Source organism: Streptomyces sp. NPDC053431, from assembly GCF_044544925.1.
Taxonomy (GTDB): Bacteria; Actinomycetota; Actinomycetes; order Streptomycetales; family Streptomycetaceae; genus Streptomyces.
Genome location: NZ_JBITXX010000008.1, coordinates 109999 through 126255 on the forward strand (window position 1 = coordinate 109999; position 16257 = coordinate 126255).

Below are 16257 nucleotides of genomic sequence, written 5' to 3' on the forward strand. Positions count from 1 at the left end.
GGCGCCGGCCGTGGTCCTGATCAACCCCAACACCTCCACGGCGACGACCCGCATGATGACGGCCCTCGCCCGCCGTGCCCTGGCGGGCACCGGTCTGCGCGTCCGCGGGGTGACGGTCTCCGAAGGACCCCCGATGCTCACCGATCCGGCGGCCCTGCGCGCCGCCGCCCCGCACGTCGTGGCGGCCGCGCACCAGGCCGTGACCTCGGGCGACTGCGCGGCCCTGATCGTCGCGGCCTTCGGCGACCCGGGCGTGCCGGAACTGCGGGGACGGCCTGATGCCGGGCCAGGCGACACCCCGGCGTCGGGACCGCGCGCCACGCCCGGACCCGTACCCCGGCCTGAACCCGTGTCCCGGCCCGCACCCGCACCCCCGCCCCCGCTCCCGCCCGCACCCGTACCTCTGCCCGTACCCGTGGTCGGTATCGGCGAGGCGGCGATGGCCGAGGCGGCCGAGGCCGGCCGGCGCTTCGGCATCGCCACGACCACCCCGCGCCTGGCCGGCTCGATCGCCGCGCACGTCGAACGCCTGGGACTCGCCTCCCGGTACACGGGGACGCGCTTCACCCCCGGCGCCCCCGAACGCCTCGCGGCCCGCCCTGAGGCGCTGCTCGCCGCTCTGGAGACCGCGGTCCGCGCCTGCGTCGCACGGGACGGAGCCGAGGCGGTCGTCATCGGCGGCGGCCCGCTGGGCGACGCCGCCGCCGCGCTCCAGGAGCGTCTCGCCGTCCCGGTCGTCGCCCCGATCCCGGCCGCGTGCCGGCAGATCGCCCGACTGCTCGGCGCCGTCTCCTGAGGCGCCCTCACCGCTCGACCTCCATCCGCCGCCCGCACTCGTGGGCCAGGTGCGGATAGGCCGCCGCGATCGCCTCGTACACCCGTCGGCGCAGCAGGCGTTCGGCCTCGGCGCGGCCCGTGTCCCCGTACAGCCCGTCGAGGAGCGTGTCGTAGCGGGAGAGGGCGTGCCGGAGGTAGCCCACCTGCCAGCGGACCATCGCGCCCGCGGTGACACCGCCGGGGCCGCGGGCCCCCAGCAGATGTCGGTGGCGCACCGCGCGCCGTTCCAGTTCGGCGGCGGGCAGCCGGGGGACCTCGATGGGTTCGGCGCGGATCGCCGCGAGGACCGCGCGGCGCCGGCGTTCGGCGCCCGCCCCGGCCGCGGCCGAACCGCGCCCCGCCGTTGCGGCGGAGCCCAGGAACTCCGGGGTGCGCTCCACCGCCTCGACCCGCGCGAGGAGATAGAGCCGCACCGGGGCGAGCGCCCACCGCCTCGGGTCGCGCCCCTGCACGTCGGCCTGGCCGAGCAGCTCGCCGATCATCGCGTCGCTCCATCCGCGCCCGCGCAGCCCGGCCACCGTCACATACGTCGTACGGTCCGTCACGATTCCCCCCTGAGTCCGTTACGGAGAGTGATGGAACCAGTGAAGCGCACCCCACTGACAACGCCCTCCCGGCCGACGTCCCGCCGCCCTCCCTGGGCCGCCCCCTTGCCCCCGCGCCGCCCCCTGTGCCATATAGGTCCAGACCTTTACGGGATGGAGGCACCCCCATGCACCGCCCCCTCACCGCACCCCTGTCGCCGCTCTCCGCGCTCACGCCGCGCTCCGCGTTCCCCGCGCTCGTCGTCGCGACCGCGCTCTCGGCCGTCCTCACCGGCTGTTCCGGCACCGCCGAGGCGGCCAGGGACACCCACGCCCCCACCGCGCCCACCGGTGTCACCGCCACCGCCGGCAGCGCGAGCACGGTGCACGTCATGTGGAGCGCGGCCGCCGACGACCGAGGCGTCACGGGCTACACGGTCTACAGCGAAGGCCGGAAGGTGAAGGACCTGCCCGCCGGCGCCCTCATGACCGACGTCGTGGGACTCGCGCCCGCCACCCCGCACACCTTCACCGTCCGGGCCCGCGACGCCGCCGGCAACGTCTCTCCGGACAGCCTCGCCGTCACGGCCACCACCCCCGCGGCCACCGCCGAGGACCGCACGCCACCCACCCGCCCCACCGCCCTGCGCGCCACCGCCGCCGGCCCCGGCGAGGCCACCCTCGGCTGGCGGCCGGCCCGCGACGACACCCGGGTCACCGCCTACGACGTCTACCAGGCCGGCTCCCGTGTCCACACCGTCCCCGGCACCGACACCACCGCCCGCCTGACCCACCTGCGCCCCGCCACCGCCTACACCTTCACCGTCCGGGCCCGCGACGCCGCCGAGAACTCCTCCCCGGACAGCGCCCCTGCCGACCTCACCACCCCGGCAGCGCCCGGCGCCCGCCCCGACACCGCTCCCACCGCGGTCACCGCCAAGGCCACCCGGGGCGCCCTGACCCTCACCTGGACCCCGCCCCGCACCGGCGGCGCCCCGGTCAAGGAGCACCAACTCCACCTGAACGGACGCTTCGCCACCACCATCGTCTGGGGCGCCGAACCCCCGCCGGGGCCCGTCACCTACACCCTCACCGTCCCCGCCACGCCCGGCGTCCGCTACGTGCTCACCCTCCGCGCCCGGCTTCCCGACGGCACCTGGGGCGACTTCTCGGCCCCGTGCACGGTGGTGACGGTCTGACGACCGCCGCTGACCCCGCGTCCGGCCCCGCCCCGAACTACGCTGGGAAGCGTGGCCGAGATCGTCCTCACCAACACCGGGCTCGACGCGTTCCTGGCGGCGAGTCCCGAGTTCCGGGGCCCGGGAGCGTTCAGGGCCGCGGACGCCGTGCTGAGTCTGCTCGCGCTGCGCGGGGCGGACCGGGGGGCGGGGGTGCCGGAGCCGACGCCCGCGCTCGTCAAACGACTCCTCGTGGAGGACCTGCCCGCGTTCGTGGGCGCGACGCCCGAGGAGCTGAGCCTGTATCCGGCGGTCCTGCGGGCGCTGGCCGGGCGCTTCGACGGGGCGCGGCGCGAGCGGGTCGAGGGAGTGATCAGGGAGTCCCTGGGCGACTTCGAGCGCGCCATGGGCGATCCCGGGAACCTCACCTGGCCCCGCTGGTACGCCCAGCTCCTGCGGGCCGACGGCACCGATCCCGGTGACCCCGAGGCCGTGCGCTCCTGGCTGTCCCGGCTCGACGGGCCTCCGGTGCCCGACGGGGTGCGCCGGGCGGACCTCATGGGACGCACCGCCGTCGCCGACGTGCTCCTCGCCGAGGCCCTGACCAGGGCGTACGTCCGCGATGCCGAGCAGCCGCCGGCCGCCGGTCCGCTGCTCTCGGACCACGACGTCGCCCAGGGCATCGGGACCGTCGCCGCCGCGCTCCTCGACCGGTGGACCGCGGCCGGCCTCGCCGAAGGGCTCGCGGGGGAGTACGCCCACCTCGCGCCCGGACCGGACGACTTCCCCCACCTCGCCCTCGCCGACGCCCTCCTCGACGAGCACCTCGACTACTACGGCGACCCCTCCGTGCCCCTGCCCCCGCCGGAGCCGGAGACGATCGGTGCGGGCGACGGACCGGGCGCCGACAGCGGGGACCTGGAGCGGGACGCCGATGCCCTCGCCTCCGCCGTCGACGAGCTCGCCGAGGCCGAGGAAGGTCCGTACGGCAGCGAGGCCGCCCACCTGCTGTACACGCTCTACCAGCGAGGCTGCTCCGCCGAGTCCGTCGCCCGCAGGGCCGCGGAGTTCGAGGACTGGGCCGTCGACCCGGCCCTGGAGGACGCCCCGGTCCGCGTACCGCCGCCGGCCTCGCCTTCGTACACCACCCCGACCGCGGGCGAACTCGCCCGGCTGCTCGGGTCACCCGGGGTCACCGACACCGACCGGGCGCGGCTCGACAAGCCGGCCCACGAGCTGGCCGCGGTCGTCGACCGGCTCGCCGCCACCGGGCTCGTCTTCCGGCGGGGCGACGCCTTCGGGCTGACCCCGCACGGCGCCCGGGTGGTCCGCTATCTCCTCACCGTGCGCCGGGTCGCCGTGCCCGACGCCGCGGAGGCGGCGGCCTGGGACGCCGACACGCTGGTGGCCGCGGCCGCGGGCTGGCCGCCGGCCGTCGCGAACCGGGTCCTCTCCGACTGGCTGCGCGCGCACGGGGGCGGTGCCGAGGCGTGGACCGCGTTGTTCGGCGCCTTCGGCAGCGTCAACGCCGGCACCTCCGAAGCCGCCGCCACCCGTGCGCTGCTCGGCCTGGTCGACTGGACCGCCGTCCCCTCCGGGGCGCTGCGCGGAGCCCTCGCCGGACCGGTGACCGGGGCGAGGGCGGAGGAGGCGCTGCGAGCCCGCGGGGAGCCGGTGGACCCGGTCCTGGTGCCGGCCGCCGCCCGGGCACTGCGGGTGCTCGACGGGCTGCCCGCCAAGCGGGGGCCGCTGGAGTCGCGTCGGGCGGCCTTCGACGCGGCCGCCGCCCGCTGGCCCGGTGGTTCGGCGGCGCTGATCCGGGCGATGACGGAGGCGGACCCGCACGAGACCGCGCGGGTCCTGGGTCCCCTCGGCGTCAGCCTGCCGTGAGGTACATGCCCGACGCGCCCGCGCCGGCCGTGTTGCGGCAGCTGAAGTTGCCGGTCGGCTGGGCGTTGACGAGCGCGAGGCAGCGGCCCAGCGCCGCCTGGCCGTAGAAGTTGGGGTGCATGTTCTCCTGGAGCGGGCCCTGGGTCTGGTTCTGGTCGATCCAGCGCGCCCACTCGCTCGTGGCCGCCGAGGCCGGCACGGTCGACGTGACCTGCTTGCTGGCCTTCGCGCACACCTCACGGCCCTGCAGCATGTCGCGCAGATCCATGAACTGCGCCCCCTTGGACGTCGCGACCGCCTTCAGCCGGTTCGCGATCTGCGGGACGAGGGAGTCGCGGGCCCAGTCGGAGTCCAGGTTCCAGAAGGGACAGCCGCCGGTGTTCGTACGGCTCCAGCCGCTCTCGACGTAGCGGTTCTCGGCGGCGCGGGGGATGGGGGAGGGGTACGACTGGAGCACGATCCGGTAGTCGGATGCGGCGTAGCCGGCGCCGGTCATCACGGTCCTGATCTCGTCGATCGCCTTGCCGACGTTCGCCATGACCCCGTCGATCTTCGCGTCGACCTCGGCCTGCTGGTCGTCGTGGCAGTAGGAGTACCAGACGATGTAGTCGGTCGCGCAGGTGGTGATGATGTCGGCGAAGCCGAGGTCGTTGCCGCCGATCGACAGGGCGATCAGCTTCACGTCGTTCGTGGCGGCGACCGTGGCCAGCTGGTCGGCCTGCGGGGCCTCGCCCTTGTACGACACACCGCCGTTCGCCGCGCGGAAGACGTTCGCCGTGGTGGCTCCGGAGCACGCGAGGTTGATCAGCTGGGAGGCGATGGCGCCCGCGCTCCTGACCTCGGCGGAGTCGGAGCGGTGGCAGCCGTTGGCCGCGGTGGTGCCGTACACCCGGCTCGGGTCGTAGCCGCTGCCGGTCCAGGCGCGGTCGGTGCCGTTGCGGCTGCCGCTGGTGGTCAGGCTGTTGCCCTGCCAGCGGCCGGCCTCGCCGGAGATGTAGCTGTCGCCCATGGAGACGACGGCGGTGGGTCCGGAACCGGCCGAGGCGGCGGCGGGGGAGGGGGCCAGGGAGACGATTCCGGCGGCGACACACAGGGCGAGCAGTCCGCGCAGGGCGCGGTGCGGGGACGAAGACATGGCTGTGCTCCTGCGGTGTGCGGTACGCGAGGTACGCATCGACGTGGGGGACAGCCGCCGGCCGGTGGCATGGCGGAATCTGGCACGTCCCGACTTGTTACCGCTAGGTAGCGGCGTATTGCGGTTACGTCACGTGACTTGTGAAACGCCATGGATCGAAAACCGCCACGCACCACCGCGAACAGCAAAAAGACCCCGCCCCCGGTGCTGTGCGAACACCGGGGGCGGGGCCTGGCTGTGGGCCGGGCGGCTGCTGTGCGGTCAGCCGACCAGCTGGTCGTACGCGGGGACGGTCAGGAAGTCCGCGTAGTCGGCGTCGAGGGAGACGTGCAGCAGGAGGTCGTGCGCCTGCTGCCACTTTCCGGCCGCGAAGGCCTCCTCGCCGATCTCCTCGCGGATCGCGGCCAGCTCCTCGGCGGCCACCTGGCGGGCGAGCTCCGGGGTCGCCCGCACGGTCTCGCCGTTGTGCTCGAACTCGACGCCCGCGTTGATCCACTGCCAGATCTGCGAGCGCGAGATCTCGGCCGTGGCCGCGTCCTCCATCAGGTTGAAGATGGCGACGGCGCCGAGGCCGCGCAGCCAGGCCTCGATGTAGCGGATGCCGACCTGGACCGCGTTGCGCAGGCCCTCGTAGGTGGGGTGGGCGTCCAGGGAGGCGATGTCGATCAGTTCGGGTCCGGCGACGTGCACGTCCTCGCGCAGCCGGTCCTTCTGGTTCGGCTTGTCGCCGAGCACCGCGTCGAAGGAGGCCATGGCGATCGGCACCAGGTCGGGGTGGGCGACCCAGGAGCCGTCGAAGCCGTCGCCGGCCTCGCGGTCCTTGTCGGCCTTGACCTTCTCGAAGGCGACCTTGTTGACCTCGGCGTCCTTGCGGGACGGGATGAAGGCCGCCATGCCGCCGATCGCGTGCGCGCCGCGCTTGTGGCAGGTGCGGACGAGGAGTTCGGTGTACGCGCGCATGAACGGGGCCGTCATGGTGACCGCGTTGCGGTCCGGCAGGACGAACTTGGCGCCGCCGTCACGGAAGTTCTTGACGATGGAGAACAGGTAGTCCCAGCGGCCCGCGTTCAACCCGGCGGCGTGGTCGCGGAGTTCGTAGAGGATCTCCTCCATCTCGTACGCGGCCGTGATGGTCTCGATGAGGACCGTGGCGCGGACGGTGCCCTGCGGGATGCCGACGTAGTCCTGGGCGAAGACGAAGATGTCGTTCCAGAGGCGGGCCTCCAGGTGCGACTCGGTCTTCGGCAGGTAGAAGAACGGGCCCTTGCCGAGGTCGATCAGGCGCTGGGCGTTGTGGAAGAAGTAGAGGCCGAAGTCGACCAGCGCGCCCGGGACGGGGCGCCCGTCGACGGTCAGGTGACGCTCCTCCAGATGCCAGCCGCGCGGGCGCATCACGACCGTGGCGAGCTGGTCGGCCGGCTTGAGGGCGTAGGACTTGCCCGACTTCGGGTCCGTGAAGTCGATGTTCCGCGTGTAGGCGTCGATCAGGTTGACCTGACCGAGGACGACGTTCTCCCAGGTCGGCGCCGAGGCGTCCTCGAAGTCCGCGAGCCAGACCTTCGCGCCGGAGTTCAGCGCGTTGATCGTCATCTTCCGGTCGGTCGGGCCGGTGATCTCCACGCGCCGGTCGTTCAGCGCCGCCGGGGCGGGCGCGACCTTCCAGGAGTCGTCGGCGCGGATCGCCGCCGTCTCCGGCAGGAAGTCCAGCGTGGACGTACGGGCGATCTCGGCGCGGCGCTCGGCGCGGCGGGCGAGCAGCTCGTCCCGGCGCGGGGTGAACCGACGGTGCAGCTCGGCCACGAAGGTGAGGGCCGCGTCGGTGAGCACCTCCTCCTGGCGCGGCAGGGGCTCGGCTTCGACGACGACCAGGGAGGACGGCGCTGGTGCGGACATGAAACTGTCACTTCCTTCAGCGGGCTTCACGGGCGGTGCCTGCCGGCCGCCGGGCGTCGTCAGTGGCACGCCGTGCCACAGGCGCCGGGATACGGCCGGGAGCGCCGTCACGAGGGATCAGGCGCTTCTGAACAGTGGATACTAGTTTCCTCATAGTGGAAGTTCAATGGTTTGTTGATGTCGAGATTCTTTGGGTCGACACAACGTGGCGCTGGGTGCCACCCCCTTCACTCCAGGTGCACCAGGTCCGCCTCCGTGTCGATGTCATAGGGCTCGGCCACATCCGAACAGTCCACGAGCGTGATCGCATCCCGGTGCGCCCGCAGGTACTCCCGCGCCCCCTGGTCCCCGACCGCGCCCGCCGCGACCGCCGCCCAGCGATCCGCCCCGAACAGCACCGGATGACCGCGCCTCCCCCCGTACGAGGCCGCCACGAGCGAGTCGCGCGAGCGGTACGCCGCCCGCACCCGGGCCACCGCCTCAGGACCGATCCCCGGCTGGTCGACCAGCGACACCAGGGCCGCGTCCACCGGCAGGACCTCCGCCCGGAGCGAGGCCAGCCCGACCCGTAGCGAGGAGCCCATGCCCTCCGCCCAGTCCGGGTTGTCCACCAGTACGCAGCCCGGCAGCCGCGCCTGCGCCCGGACCCGGTCGGCGCCCGCGCCGAGCACCACGTGCACCACCTCGCAGCCGCCCTCGCGCAGCGCCCGCACCGCGTGCTCGACGAGCGGACGGCCGCGGTGCAGGAGCAGGGCCTTCGGGCGGCCGCCCAGCCGCCGGCCGCCGCCGGCCGCCAGCAGCAGGCCCGCCACGAGGGGTTCTTCCGACTCACGCGTCATGAGGACTGCATACCGCACCTGAGCCGCGCCACACGGACGCCTGAAATCGCGTCCGCCCGCTGGCGCGCCGGGCGCGCGAAGGAGTTAACTGGCCCGCGGCCCCGGACGCCCGACCACCGCCCGACGGGTCGGCACAAGGACGTGCGGAAGGGGGGGCGTGAGTCCCCTGGGGGGAGAACCATGTTGCGAAGCGTGGGGCAGAGGCGAGTGAGCGCTGACGGCGTGGACCCGAGGGCGGCCGACGACGGCGTGGACCCCAGGGTGGTGGCCGACGACGGCGTGGACCGGAGGGCGGCCGATCGCGTCGTGGACCCGAGGGCGGCCGATGACGGCGTGGACCCCAGAGTGGTGGCCGATGACGGCGTGGACCCGCGGGTGGCCGGGCTGCGCGCCGCCGTGTCCCGGCTCAGGCGGGAACTCGCCGGGCACCGGCGCGAGTTCGCCGACCGGGAGATCGCCGAGGACGAGCTCGCCGCGCTCGACGCGATGGCGACGAGCGGCGCCCCCGAGGTGTGGCGGCTGCGCCGCTCCCTGCTCCTGATCGCCGGCGCCGTCGGCTCGGTCAGCGCTCTCGCCGAAGGTCTCACGGGAGTCCGCCGCGCCGTCGAACTCTTCGGCCCGACGGTGCCGGAGCGGCCCGCCCGCGACGGGGAGCAGGCGACGTCCCGGTACCCCGAAGGGCAGGGGAGTCCGACGTCGTCGGGGCCCGAAGGGGAGGGGCGTCCGACGTCGTCGGGCCAGCTCGGAGCGGAGGGGTTTTCGGCGTTTCCGGGCCGGCGGGGTGAAGAGGCGCGTCCGGCGCTGCCCGGGCAGCGGGACGGGGCGGGTCGTCCGACGTCGCCGGGGCAGCGGGACGGGGCGGGGCCTCCGGCGTTGCCGGGGCAGCGCGACCGGTCCCCTCACCCGGCCACACCCGGGCAGCTCGACCCGGAAGGGCGACCGGAGACCTGAGGGCGGACGCGCCGCGACGCCCGGGCACCTCGACCCAGAAGGGCCACCGGACGCCTGAGCGAGGGGACGGGGGCGCCGCGACGGGGAGGGGACGGGGGCGCCGCGACGGCCGGGCCGCTCGACCCGGAAGGCGACCGGACCGGACGCCCGAGAGCCCGGGCGCCGTAGGGAGTTCCCTTCCGCTACCCGGTAGGGGTTCCCCTTCCGGTACCCGGTAGGGGTACACCCTTCCCTGGGCCGCTTTTCGCCATTGCTGGGAAACTGCTGTGTGAAGCGGGGCTGCCCGGCATCCGAGCGGAGGGTGGTGGCGAGCGTGGTGGACATGCGCGACGACCCCCCGCGACGACCGGACCTCTCCGGCGTCGACCCCTTGGGCGACCCCTTCCTCCGAACCCGCTTCGCCCCGCCGGCGCTGCCCGCCTCGTTCCTGCGAAGGGCGCGGCTGGTCGACCACCTCGGGCAGGCGCCGCGGGCCCCGCTGACCGTGGTCGAAGGCTGCGCCGGTGCGGGCAAGACCCTGCTGGTCGCGGACTGGGCCGCCCGCCTCGACCCGCCGGTCGCCTGGCTCACCCTCGACGCGGCGATCCAGGGCCCCGGCATGTTCTGGGCCCACTTCCTCCAGGCCCTGCGCGCCGCCGGGGAGCCGATGCCCCCCTCGATCGGCTCGCCCGCCCGGGCGAGCCGGGTCGACCACACGCTGCTGGCCCGGCTCGCCGCGGAGCTCGGGGGCCGCGACCGGCCGGTGACCGTCGTGATCGACGAGTTCGACCGGATGACCGCCCCCGAGACGGCGCGCCAGCTGGAGTTCGTCCTGCACCACGGAGGCCCGGGCCTCCGCCTGGTCCTGGTCACCCGCACCGAGCCGCTCCTCCCGCTGCACCGCTACCGGGTCTCGGGGGAGATGACCGAGATCCGCGGCGCCGACCTGGCCTTCACCGCCGAGGAGGCGGTCACGCTCCTGGAGCTGCACGGCCTCGACCTGTCCGTCGCGGCCGCCGGGGCGCTGGTCGAGCGCACCCGGGGCTGGGCGGCGGGCCTCCGGCTGTGCGCCCTGGCCGCCCGGCTGAGCCCCGACCCCGAGCTCTACCTGAAGGAGTTCGAGGCGGGCCGCAGCACGATCGCCGACTTCCTGCTCGCCGAGGTGCTCGAACGGCAGCCGCTGCCCACCCAGGACCTGCTGCTCCGGGTCAGCGTCCTCGAACGTTTCCGTCCCGCTCTCGCGGACGCGCTCACCGGTCGGCACGACGCCGCGCCCATCCTCGCCGGACTGCTCCGCGACAACACGTTCGTGGAGGACTTCGGGCACGGCTGGTACCGGCTCCACCCGCTCTTCCGGGAGATCCTCCGGACCCATCTGCGCCGACGCCATCCCGGCCTGGAACGGCACCTGCACCGGCGGGCGGCCCGATGGCTGCGGCGCTCCGGGGCGCTGCCGGAGACGCTGGCGCACGGCGCCGCCGCGGGGGACTGGAACCTCGTCTCGGGGGCGCTGATCGACGACCTGGCGATCGGCCAGCTGTTCACCGGGCCCCGCGCGGACGAGCTGGCCGAGCTGTTCGCCCGGATGGACGCGGAGACGGGGACCGAGGCGGAGGCGGGAAGGGGTACGGGCACGGGGTCGGAGACGCGGGCGCCGAGCCCGGCGACCGACCTCGTCCGCGCCGCGCGCCACCTGTCCCGGCACGAGCTCGACCGGGGCCTGGCCCACCTCCGCCAGGCCGAGGAACGGCTCCCCGCCGACCTTCACGACGCCACGGCCGCCCGGCTCGGCTGCGCGCTGCTGGAGGCCCTGGCGGGGCGACTCACCGGCTCCGTACGGCAGGCGGAGGAGGCCGCCCGAGCCGCCTCGGAACTGCTGCGGTCGGTGCCCGCCCCGTTGCTCGACGAGCACCCCGAGCTCGTCGCCCTGCTCCACACCCACCTCGGCTCGTCCCGGCTGTGGGCCGGCCACCTCGACGAGGCGCGGGTCGCCCTCACCGACGTGACCCGCGGTCCCGGCGACCCCGCCACGGCCCTGCCGCGCCGGGACTCGCTGGAGCACCTGGCCCTCATCGACTACCTCGACGGGTGGCCGAGCGGAGCACAGCGCAGGATCGACGCGGCGACGGCCGAGACGGAGCGTTTCGGCCTCCTCCCGCCTGCCGGCCACGGCCTGGGACAGCCGGTCCTCGCCGCCGTCGCGGTCGAGCGCGACGAGGTGGCCCGCGCGGAGGGCCTGCTCGCCCAGCTGCCCGACGCCCCCGCGCCGGATCCGGTGACGGCCGCGGGCCGCCGCGTCGCCACCGCCCGGCTGCTCCTGGCCCAGGGGCGTACCCGCGCCGCGCTGGCCGCCGCGGAACAGGACATCCCCGCCCACGAGGACTCCCCGTGGGCCCGGGGGCACGCCGCCCTGGTCGCCTCCGCCGCCCACCTCGCCGAGGGCCGCCCGGAGGCCGCCGCCGAGGTCCTGCGCGCGGTGGCCGGGGACCAGCCGATGTGCCTCGTCGGCGCGGCGCGGGCCCGCCTCGCGGCCGGTGACCCCGACGCGGCCCTCCTCCTGCTCGACGAGCTGCCCGGCCACGCCCGCGTCGGCCCGGCGGTGACCGTACGCGCCGCGCTGGTCCGCGCCCGGGCCGCGCGCCTGACGGGCGACCTCGGCGCCGTGCACCGGTGGCTCGAGAGGGCGCTGCGGGGGGCCAGGACCGAGGAGCTGCGGCGCCCCTTCCTGGAAGCCGGGGCCTGGATCGGCCCGTTCCTGACGGCGGCGCCCCTGCGGGGCCTGGCGGCCGGCTGGCTCGTGCCCGGGTCCGCGGCGCGCGGTGGGGCGGCGGGCCCCGACGACGCAGCGGTGCCCCCGGACGCGCCGCTGCTGGAGCCGCTGAGCGAGCGCGAGCGCGACGTGCTCCGCCGGCTCGCCCGCACGATGTCGACCGAGGACATCGCCGCCGACCTGTACGTGTCGGTCAACACGGTGAAGACCCACCTCAAGAGCGTCTACCGGAAGCTGGCGGTGCACCGGCGGAACGACGCGGTGCGCCGGGCCCGCGAGCTGGGCCTGCTGTGACGTGACGGCCCGCTCACCCGCGGCGGGTGAGGCGGCCGGGGCCCGATTCGGATGCGATGGCATCGGCGGGGCGTGCCCGTCGCCGTGACGGCGACCCGGCCGTCCGGCCGTCCCGGCGCAACCCGGCGAGGCGGACGCGAGGTGGACACGGTGAGACGGTGGAGCGCTCTGATCGTCCTGGGGACGGCCCAGTTCCTGATGGTGCTGGACACGGCCGTCATGAACGTCTCCATCAGCCAGCTGGTCGAGGACTTCGACACCGAGGTGACCGCGATCCAGGCCGTCATCACCCTGTATGCCCTGGTCATGGCCGCCTTCATGATCGTCGGCGGTCGGATCGGGGACATCCTGGGACGCCGCCGCGTCTTCCTGATCGGCATGATCGTCTACGGCACGGGATCGGCGCTGACCGCCGTCTCGCCCACCCTGTGGGTGCTGGCCCTCGGCTGGTCGGTCATCGAGGGGCTCGGCGCCGCCCTGGTGCTGCCGTCCATGGCGGCCCTGGTGGCCGAGTCCTACCGGGGCCGGGACCGCTCCGTCGCGTACGGCGTCATCGGCGGCCTCGCGGGCGCCGGCATCGCCGTGGGCCCCCTGCTGGGCGGCTGGGTGACGACCTACCTGACCTGGCGTCTCGTCTTCGCCGGTGAGGTCGTGGTGGTGCTCGCCGTCCTCCTCTTCCGGCGGGCGATCACCGAACTGCCCGCCGCGGGCCGGCGCCCCGGGCTGGACGTCGTCGGCGCCGTGCTGTCGGCGGCCGGCCTGGGGCTCGGCGTCCTCGGGGTGCTGCAGAGCACCTCCTGGGGGTGGGTGGAGCCCCGCGACCCGCCCTTCACGGTGTTCGGCTTCGCCCCGACCCTGTTCGTGGTCGCGGCCGGAGTGGGCCTGCTGTACGCCTTCCAGGCCTGGGAGCGGCGCAGGGAGGAGCGCGGTCAGGACCCGCTGGTCCACCTGGCCCTGTTCCGCAGGCCGGTCCTCAGATCCGGGCTGATGACCCTGGTGAGCCAGAACCTCATCCTGCTGGGGCTGTTCTTCACCATCCCGCTCTACCTCCAGGTGGTGCAGGGGTTCGACGCCTTCCAGACGGGACTGCGGCTGCTGCCGGTCTCGGTCACCATGCTCGTGGCCTCGCTCGGCGGGGCGCGCCTCGGGCGCAGGGCGGGACCGCGCAGGGTCGTACGCGTGGCCCTCGTCATGCTGGTGGCGTCCATCGCCTGGCTGCTCGGCACCATCGACCCCGTCATCGACGACTCCCAGTTCTTCGGGGCCATGGCGCTGCTCGGCCTGGGCATGGGACTGCTCGCCTCGCAGCTCGGCAACGTCGTCCAGTCCACCGCGGGGGAGCAGGAGCGCAGCGAGGTCGGCGGCCTGCAGTTCACCGCCCAGAACCTGGGCTCCGCGCTGGGCACCGCCCTCATCGGATCGATCCTCATCGGCGCCCTGGCCCACGCCTTCACCACGCAGGTCGAGCAGAACCCGCGCCTCTCCGAAGAGGCCCGCCGGCAGACGAGCGTCGCCCTGGAATCCGGCGTCAGCTTCGTCTCCACGGACCACGTCCGCTCGGCGGCCGAGGAGGCCGGCCTGCCCCCGGACGAGGTGGACGCCGTCACGGAGTCCTACGCCTCGGCCCAGCTCGACGGCCTGAAGGCGGCCGTCCTCGCGACCGGCGGCATCACGCTGGCGAGCTTCCTGGTGACGCGCCGCCTGCCCACCGCGGGCTCGGCCCCGGCCGCGGGCGCGGTCGCCGACCCCCCGCCGCCGAGCCCGGCGAGCCCCTCCGGCCCGCCGAGCCCGCAGCAGCCGACGACTCCCCCCGCCGCGCCGCCGGCAGCGCCGAAGCGGCGGCGGCCCCGACAGCCCAGGAGGTCGTGATGCCCGGAGCCGGCCGTGTCGGTCACCCCCGCAGGGTGAGGCCGAAGGAGGTCCCCGGGACGGACCATCGGTTCATGCAGTACGAGATCCGCGTCGAGGGTCACATGTCGGAGCCGCTGATCAGCGCCTTCCCCGAGCTGGAGCACGTGGTGATCTCCGGTCAGACGGTGCTGTACGGCCCGGTCGTGGACGAGGCGCACCTCTACGGACTGCTGGCCCGCTTCCAGTCGCTCGGACTCCACGTGGTGGAGCTGCGGCGGCTCCCGGACTGACCACGTCCGGAGCCGCGTCCGTACTCGTTCGCGCGACCGCGCTCACCCGCCGCGGGTGAGGCCGACCCCTACGAGGCCGCGCACGCTGAAGACAACCCGGAACGGCATCCGGGACCGACCCGGAACGGAGCAGAAGATGGGCACCTATCTCGCCTACGACTATCCGCTGCTGAGCGCCTTCTGGACCATGCTGTGGTTCTTCCTGTGGATCCTGTGGTTCATCCTGCTCTTCCGGATCATCGGCGACATCTTCCGCGACGACACCCTGAGCGGCTGGGGCAAGGCCGGCTGGCTCGTGTTCGTCATCATCCTGCCCTTCCTCGGCGTGCTCGTGTACGTCATCGCGCGGGGCAAGTCGATGGGCCACCGCGAGATCACGCACGCGCGCAAGAGGCAGCAGGAGTTCGACGCCTACGTCCGCGAGACGGCGGGCGGCGGCCGGAGCAGCGCGGACGAACTCGCCAGGCTCTCCGAGCTCCGGACCCGCGGTGACCTCACCGAGGAGGAGTTCCTCCGGGCCAAGGAGATGGTCCTCAGCGGCAGCGGCACCGGCCCGTCCGGATCCACCGGAACCGGCCCGTCCGCGGGCACCGGCGCCGCCCCCCGAGCGTGACTGCCGGGGACAGGGAAAGGAAAGACAGAGATGACCGCCACACACCCTCGTGGGACGCACACGGCCAGGTACGCCTGGGCCGAGGGACTGACCGCGTTCGCCGCAGTGATGCTCGCCCTCGCGGGGCTGCTCGGCATCTTCCGCGGCATCATGGCCATCGCCGAGGACGAGGTCTTCCTCGCCACTCCGAAGTACGTCTTCCAGTGGGATCTGACCGGATGGGGCTGGATCCATCTCGCGCTGGGAGTGGTCGCCGTCCTCATCAGCGTGGGGCTCTTCCAGGCGGCGACCTGGGCGCGGATCGCCGGCGTGGGCATCGCCGGCCTCGTGATCATCGCCAACTTCCTCTCGCTGCCGTACTACCCGGTGTGGTCCGTCATCATGATCACCATGTCCGGATTCGTCATCTGGGCCCTGTGCGTCAACCGCAACGACGCCGCCGGCCGAAGCGACGTGCGCTGAAGGCGCCCAGGAGGCAGCCGTGAAGGATCTGAAGTTCGAGCAGAAGCGCTCGCTGACCCGCGACGAGGCCGCGGACCTGCTGACGGAGCTCGCCGAGGCGTTCAAGGAGGGCGGTGAGGCCGAGCTCGAGCTGGGCACCGGAGTGCTGAGCATGAGGGTCCCCGAGGAGTTCCGCACCGAGGTGGAGTTCGAGGTCGGCGACGGCGAGATCGAGCTGGAGATCGAGCTGAAGTGGCGGACGGGCGGCGGACGCGGCACCTCCGCCGCCTCGGACCGGGCGCCCGCCAGGTCCGACGGCGAAACCGGATCCGAGTCGGAGTCGGAGTCGGAGTCCGGGGCCGAAGGGGAGGAGGCGGCCGAGCCGGCCGCCTCCGACGAAGAGGCCGGTTCCGCCGAGGCGGCGGAGCCGGCCGGGCCCTCCGCCACCCGGGGCCGGAAGACCGCGGCGGCCGCGAGGACGAGGCGGGCCCCCGCCAAGCAGGCCCCGGCCAAGCAGGCCTCGGCCAAGCGGACCGCCGCCAAACGGACGACGGCCAAGCGACCCGCGAAGCGGACCTCCGGCAAGCAGTCCTGAGCCGACCGCTCGGAAGCCGGCCCTTCGTGGGCCGGCTTCCGACTTCCGTTCGCGCGCCGACGTCGGGCCACCCTCGGTGAGCCGGCCCGTGAGAGGGCCTGAACGTCCGGCCGTCGCCCGGTGCCGCCCCGGCCGTCGCCCCGGTGCCGCCCCGGCCGTCGCCCCGGTGCCGACCGG

The 16257-nt window shown here is 74.5% G+C and carries 13 protein-coding genes and 1 pseudogene; 10 read left to right on the forward strand and 4 right to left on the reverse strand.

Annotated features, from left to right (window positions below; all coding sequences use genetic code 11):
* The first annotated feature begins 10 nt into the window (after positions 1-10).
* On the forward strand, positions 11-796 hold the full coding sequence (locus ACIGXE_RS20410; RefSeq protein WP_399749266.1) for an aspartate/glutamate racemase family protein: 786 nt from the start codon (positions 11-13) through the stop codon (positions 794-796).
* Positions 797-803: 7 nt separating this feature from the next.
* Here ACIGXE_RS20410 and ACIGXE_RS20415 read toward each other — a convergent pair whose 3' ends face one another.
* Positions 804-1382 (reverse strand): hypothetical protein, encoded by a 579-nt coding sequence (locus ACIGXE_RS20415; protein WP_399749268.1) that lies wholly within the window; start codon positions 1380-1382, stop codon positions 804-806.
* 167 nt (positions 1383-1549) lie between these two features.
* Between ACIGXE_RS20415 and ACIGXE_RS20420 the strand changes: the two genes are divergently transcribed.
* Positions 1550-2560, forward strand: coding sequence for a fibronectin type III domain-containing protein (locus ACIGXE_RS20420; RefSeq protein WP_399749270.1), 1011 nt, complete (start codon positions 1550-1552; stop codon positions 2558-2560).
* Positions 2561-2611: 51 nt separating this feature from the next.
* Positions 2612-4429, forward strand: coding sequence for a hypothetical protein (locus ACIGXE_RS20425; protein WP_399749272.1), 1818 nt, complete (start codon positions 2612-2614; stop codon positions 4427-4429).
* Here ACIGXE_RS20425 and ACIGXE_RS20430 read toward each other — a convergent pair.
* From ACIGXE_RS20430 to ACIGXE_RS20440, 3 genes are all read right to left on the reverse strand, one after another.
* Positions 4416-5564 (reverse strand): GDSL-type esterase/lipase family protein, encoded by a 1149-nt coding sequence (locus ACIGXE_RS20430; RefSeq protein WP_399749273.1) that lies wholly within the window; start codon positions 5562-5564, stop codon positions 4416-4418. The two genes, ACIGXE_RS20425 and ACIGXE_RS20430, sit on opposite strands and share 14 nt — an antisense overlap.
* A 261-nt stretch (positions 5565-5825) precedes the next feature.
* Positions 5826-7457 carry a malate synthase A gene (gene aceB, locus ACIGXE_RS20435; protein ID WP_399749275.1) on the reverse strand — a complete coding sequence of 544 codons (1632 nt, stop codon included), beginning with the start codon at positions 7455-7457 and terminating at the stop codon, positions 5826-5828.
* Positions 7458-7684: 227 nt separating this feature from the next.
* The gene (locus tag ACIGXE_RS20440) at positions 7685-8296 is read right to left on the reverse strand and encodes an NTP transferase domain-containing protein (RefSeq protein ID WP_399749277.1); all 612 of its coding nucleotides are present in this window, start codon (positions 8294-8296) and stop codon (positions 7685-7687) included.
* A 333-nt stretch (positions 8297-8629) separates the two neighbouring features.
* On the opposite strand from ACIGXE_RS20440, the pseudogene ACIGXE_RS20445 reads away from it, so the two are divergent.
* The 7 genes and pseudogenes from ACIGXE_RS20445 to ACIGXE_RS20475 all read left to right on the forward strand — a co-directional run.
* Positions 8630-8914, forward strand: a pseudogene (locus tag ACIGXE_RS20445) (DUF5955 family protein); the annotation flags it as partial.
* 655 nt (positions 8915-9569) lie between these two features.
* The gene (locus ACIGXE_RS20450) at positions 9570-12290 is read left to right on the forward strand and encodes a LuxR C-terminal-related transcriptional regulator (protein ID WP_399749279.1); all 2721 of its coding nucleotides are present in this window, start codon (positions 9570-9572) and stop codon (positions 12288-12290) included.
* Between the two features lie 150 nt (positions 12291-12440).
* On the forward strand, positions 12441-14159 hold the full coding sequence (locus ACIGXE_RS20455) for an MFS transporter (protein WP_399749281.1): 1719 nt from the start codon (positions 12441-12443) through the stop codon (positions 14157-14159).
* A 74-nt stretch (positions 14160-14233) separates the two neighbouring features.
* Positions 14234-14431, forward strand: a complete 198-nt coding sequence (locus ACIGXE_RS20460) for a hypothetical protein (protein WP_399749283.1) — start codon at positions 14234-14236, stop codon at positions 14429-14431.
* A 136-nt stretch (positions 14432-14567) separates the two neighbouring features.
* Positions 14568-15044 carry an SHOCT domain-containing protein gene (locus ACIGXE_RS20465; RefSeq protein WP_399749285.1) on the forward strand — a complete coding sequence of 159 codons (477 nt, stop codon included), beginning with the start codon at positions 14568-14570 and terminating at the stop codon, positions 15042-15044.
* A 30-nt stretch (positions 15045-15074) separates the two neighbouring features.
* On the forward strand, positions 15075-15506 hold the full coding sequence (locus ACIGXE_RS20470) for a hypothetical protein (RefSeq protein WP_399749287.1): 432 nt from the start codon (positions 15075-15077) through the stop codon (positions 15504-15506).
* A 19-nt stretch (positions 15507-15525) separates the two neighbouring features.
* Positions 15526-16080 carry an amphi-Trp domain-containing protein gene (locus ACIGXE_RS20475; RefSeq protein ID WP_399749289.1) on the forward strand — a complete coding sequence of 185 codons (555 nt, stop codon included), beginning with the start codon at positions 15526-15528 and terminating at the stop codon, positions 16078-16080.
* Positions 16081-16257: the final 177 nt, after the last annotated feature.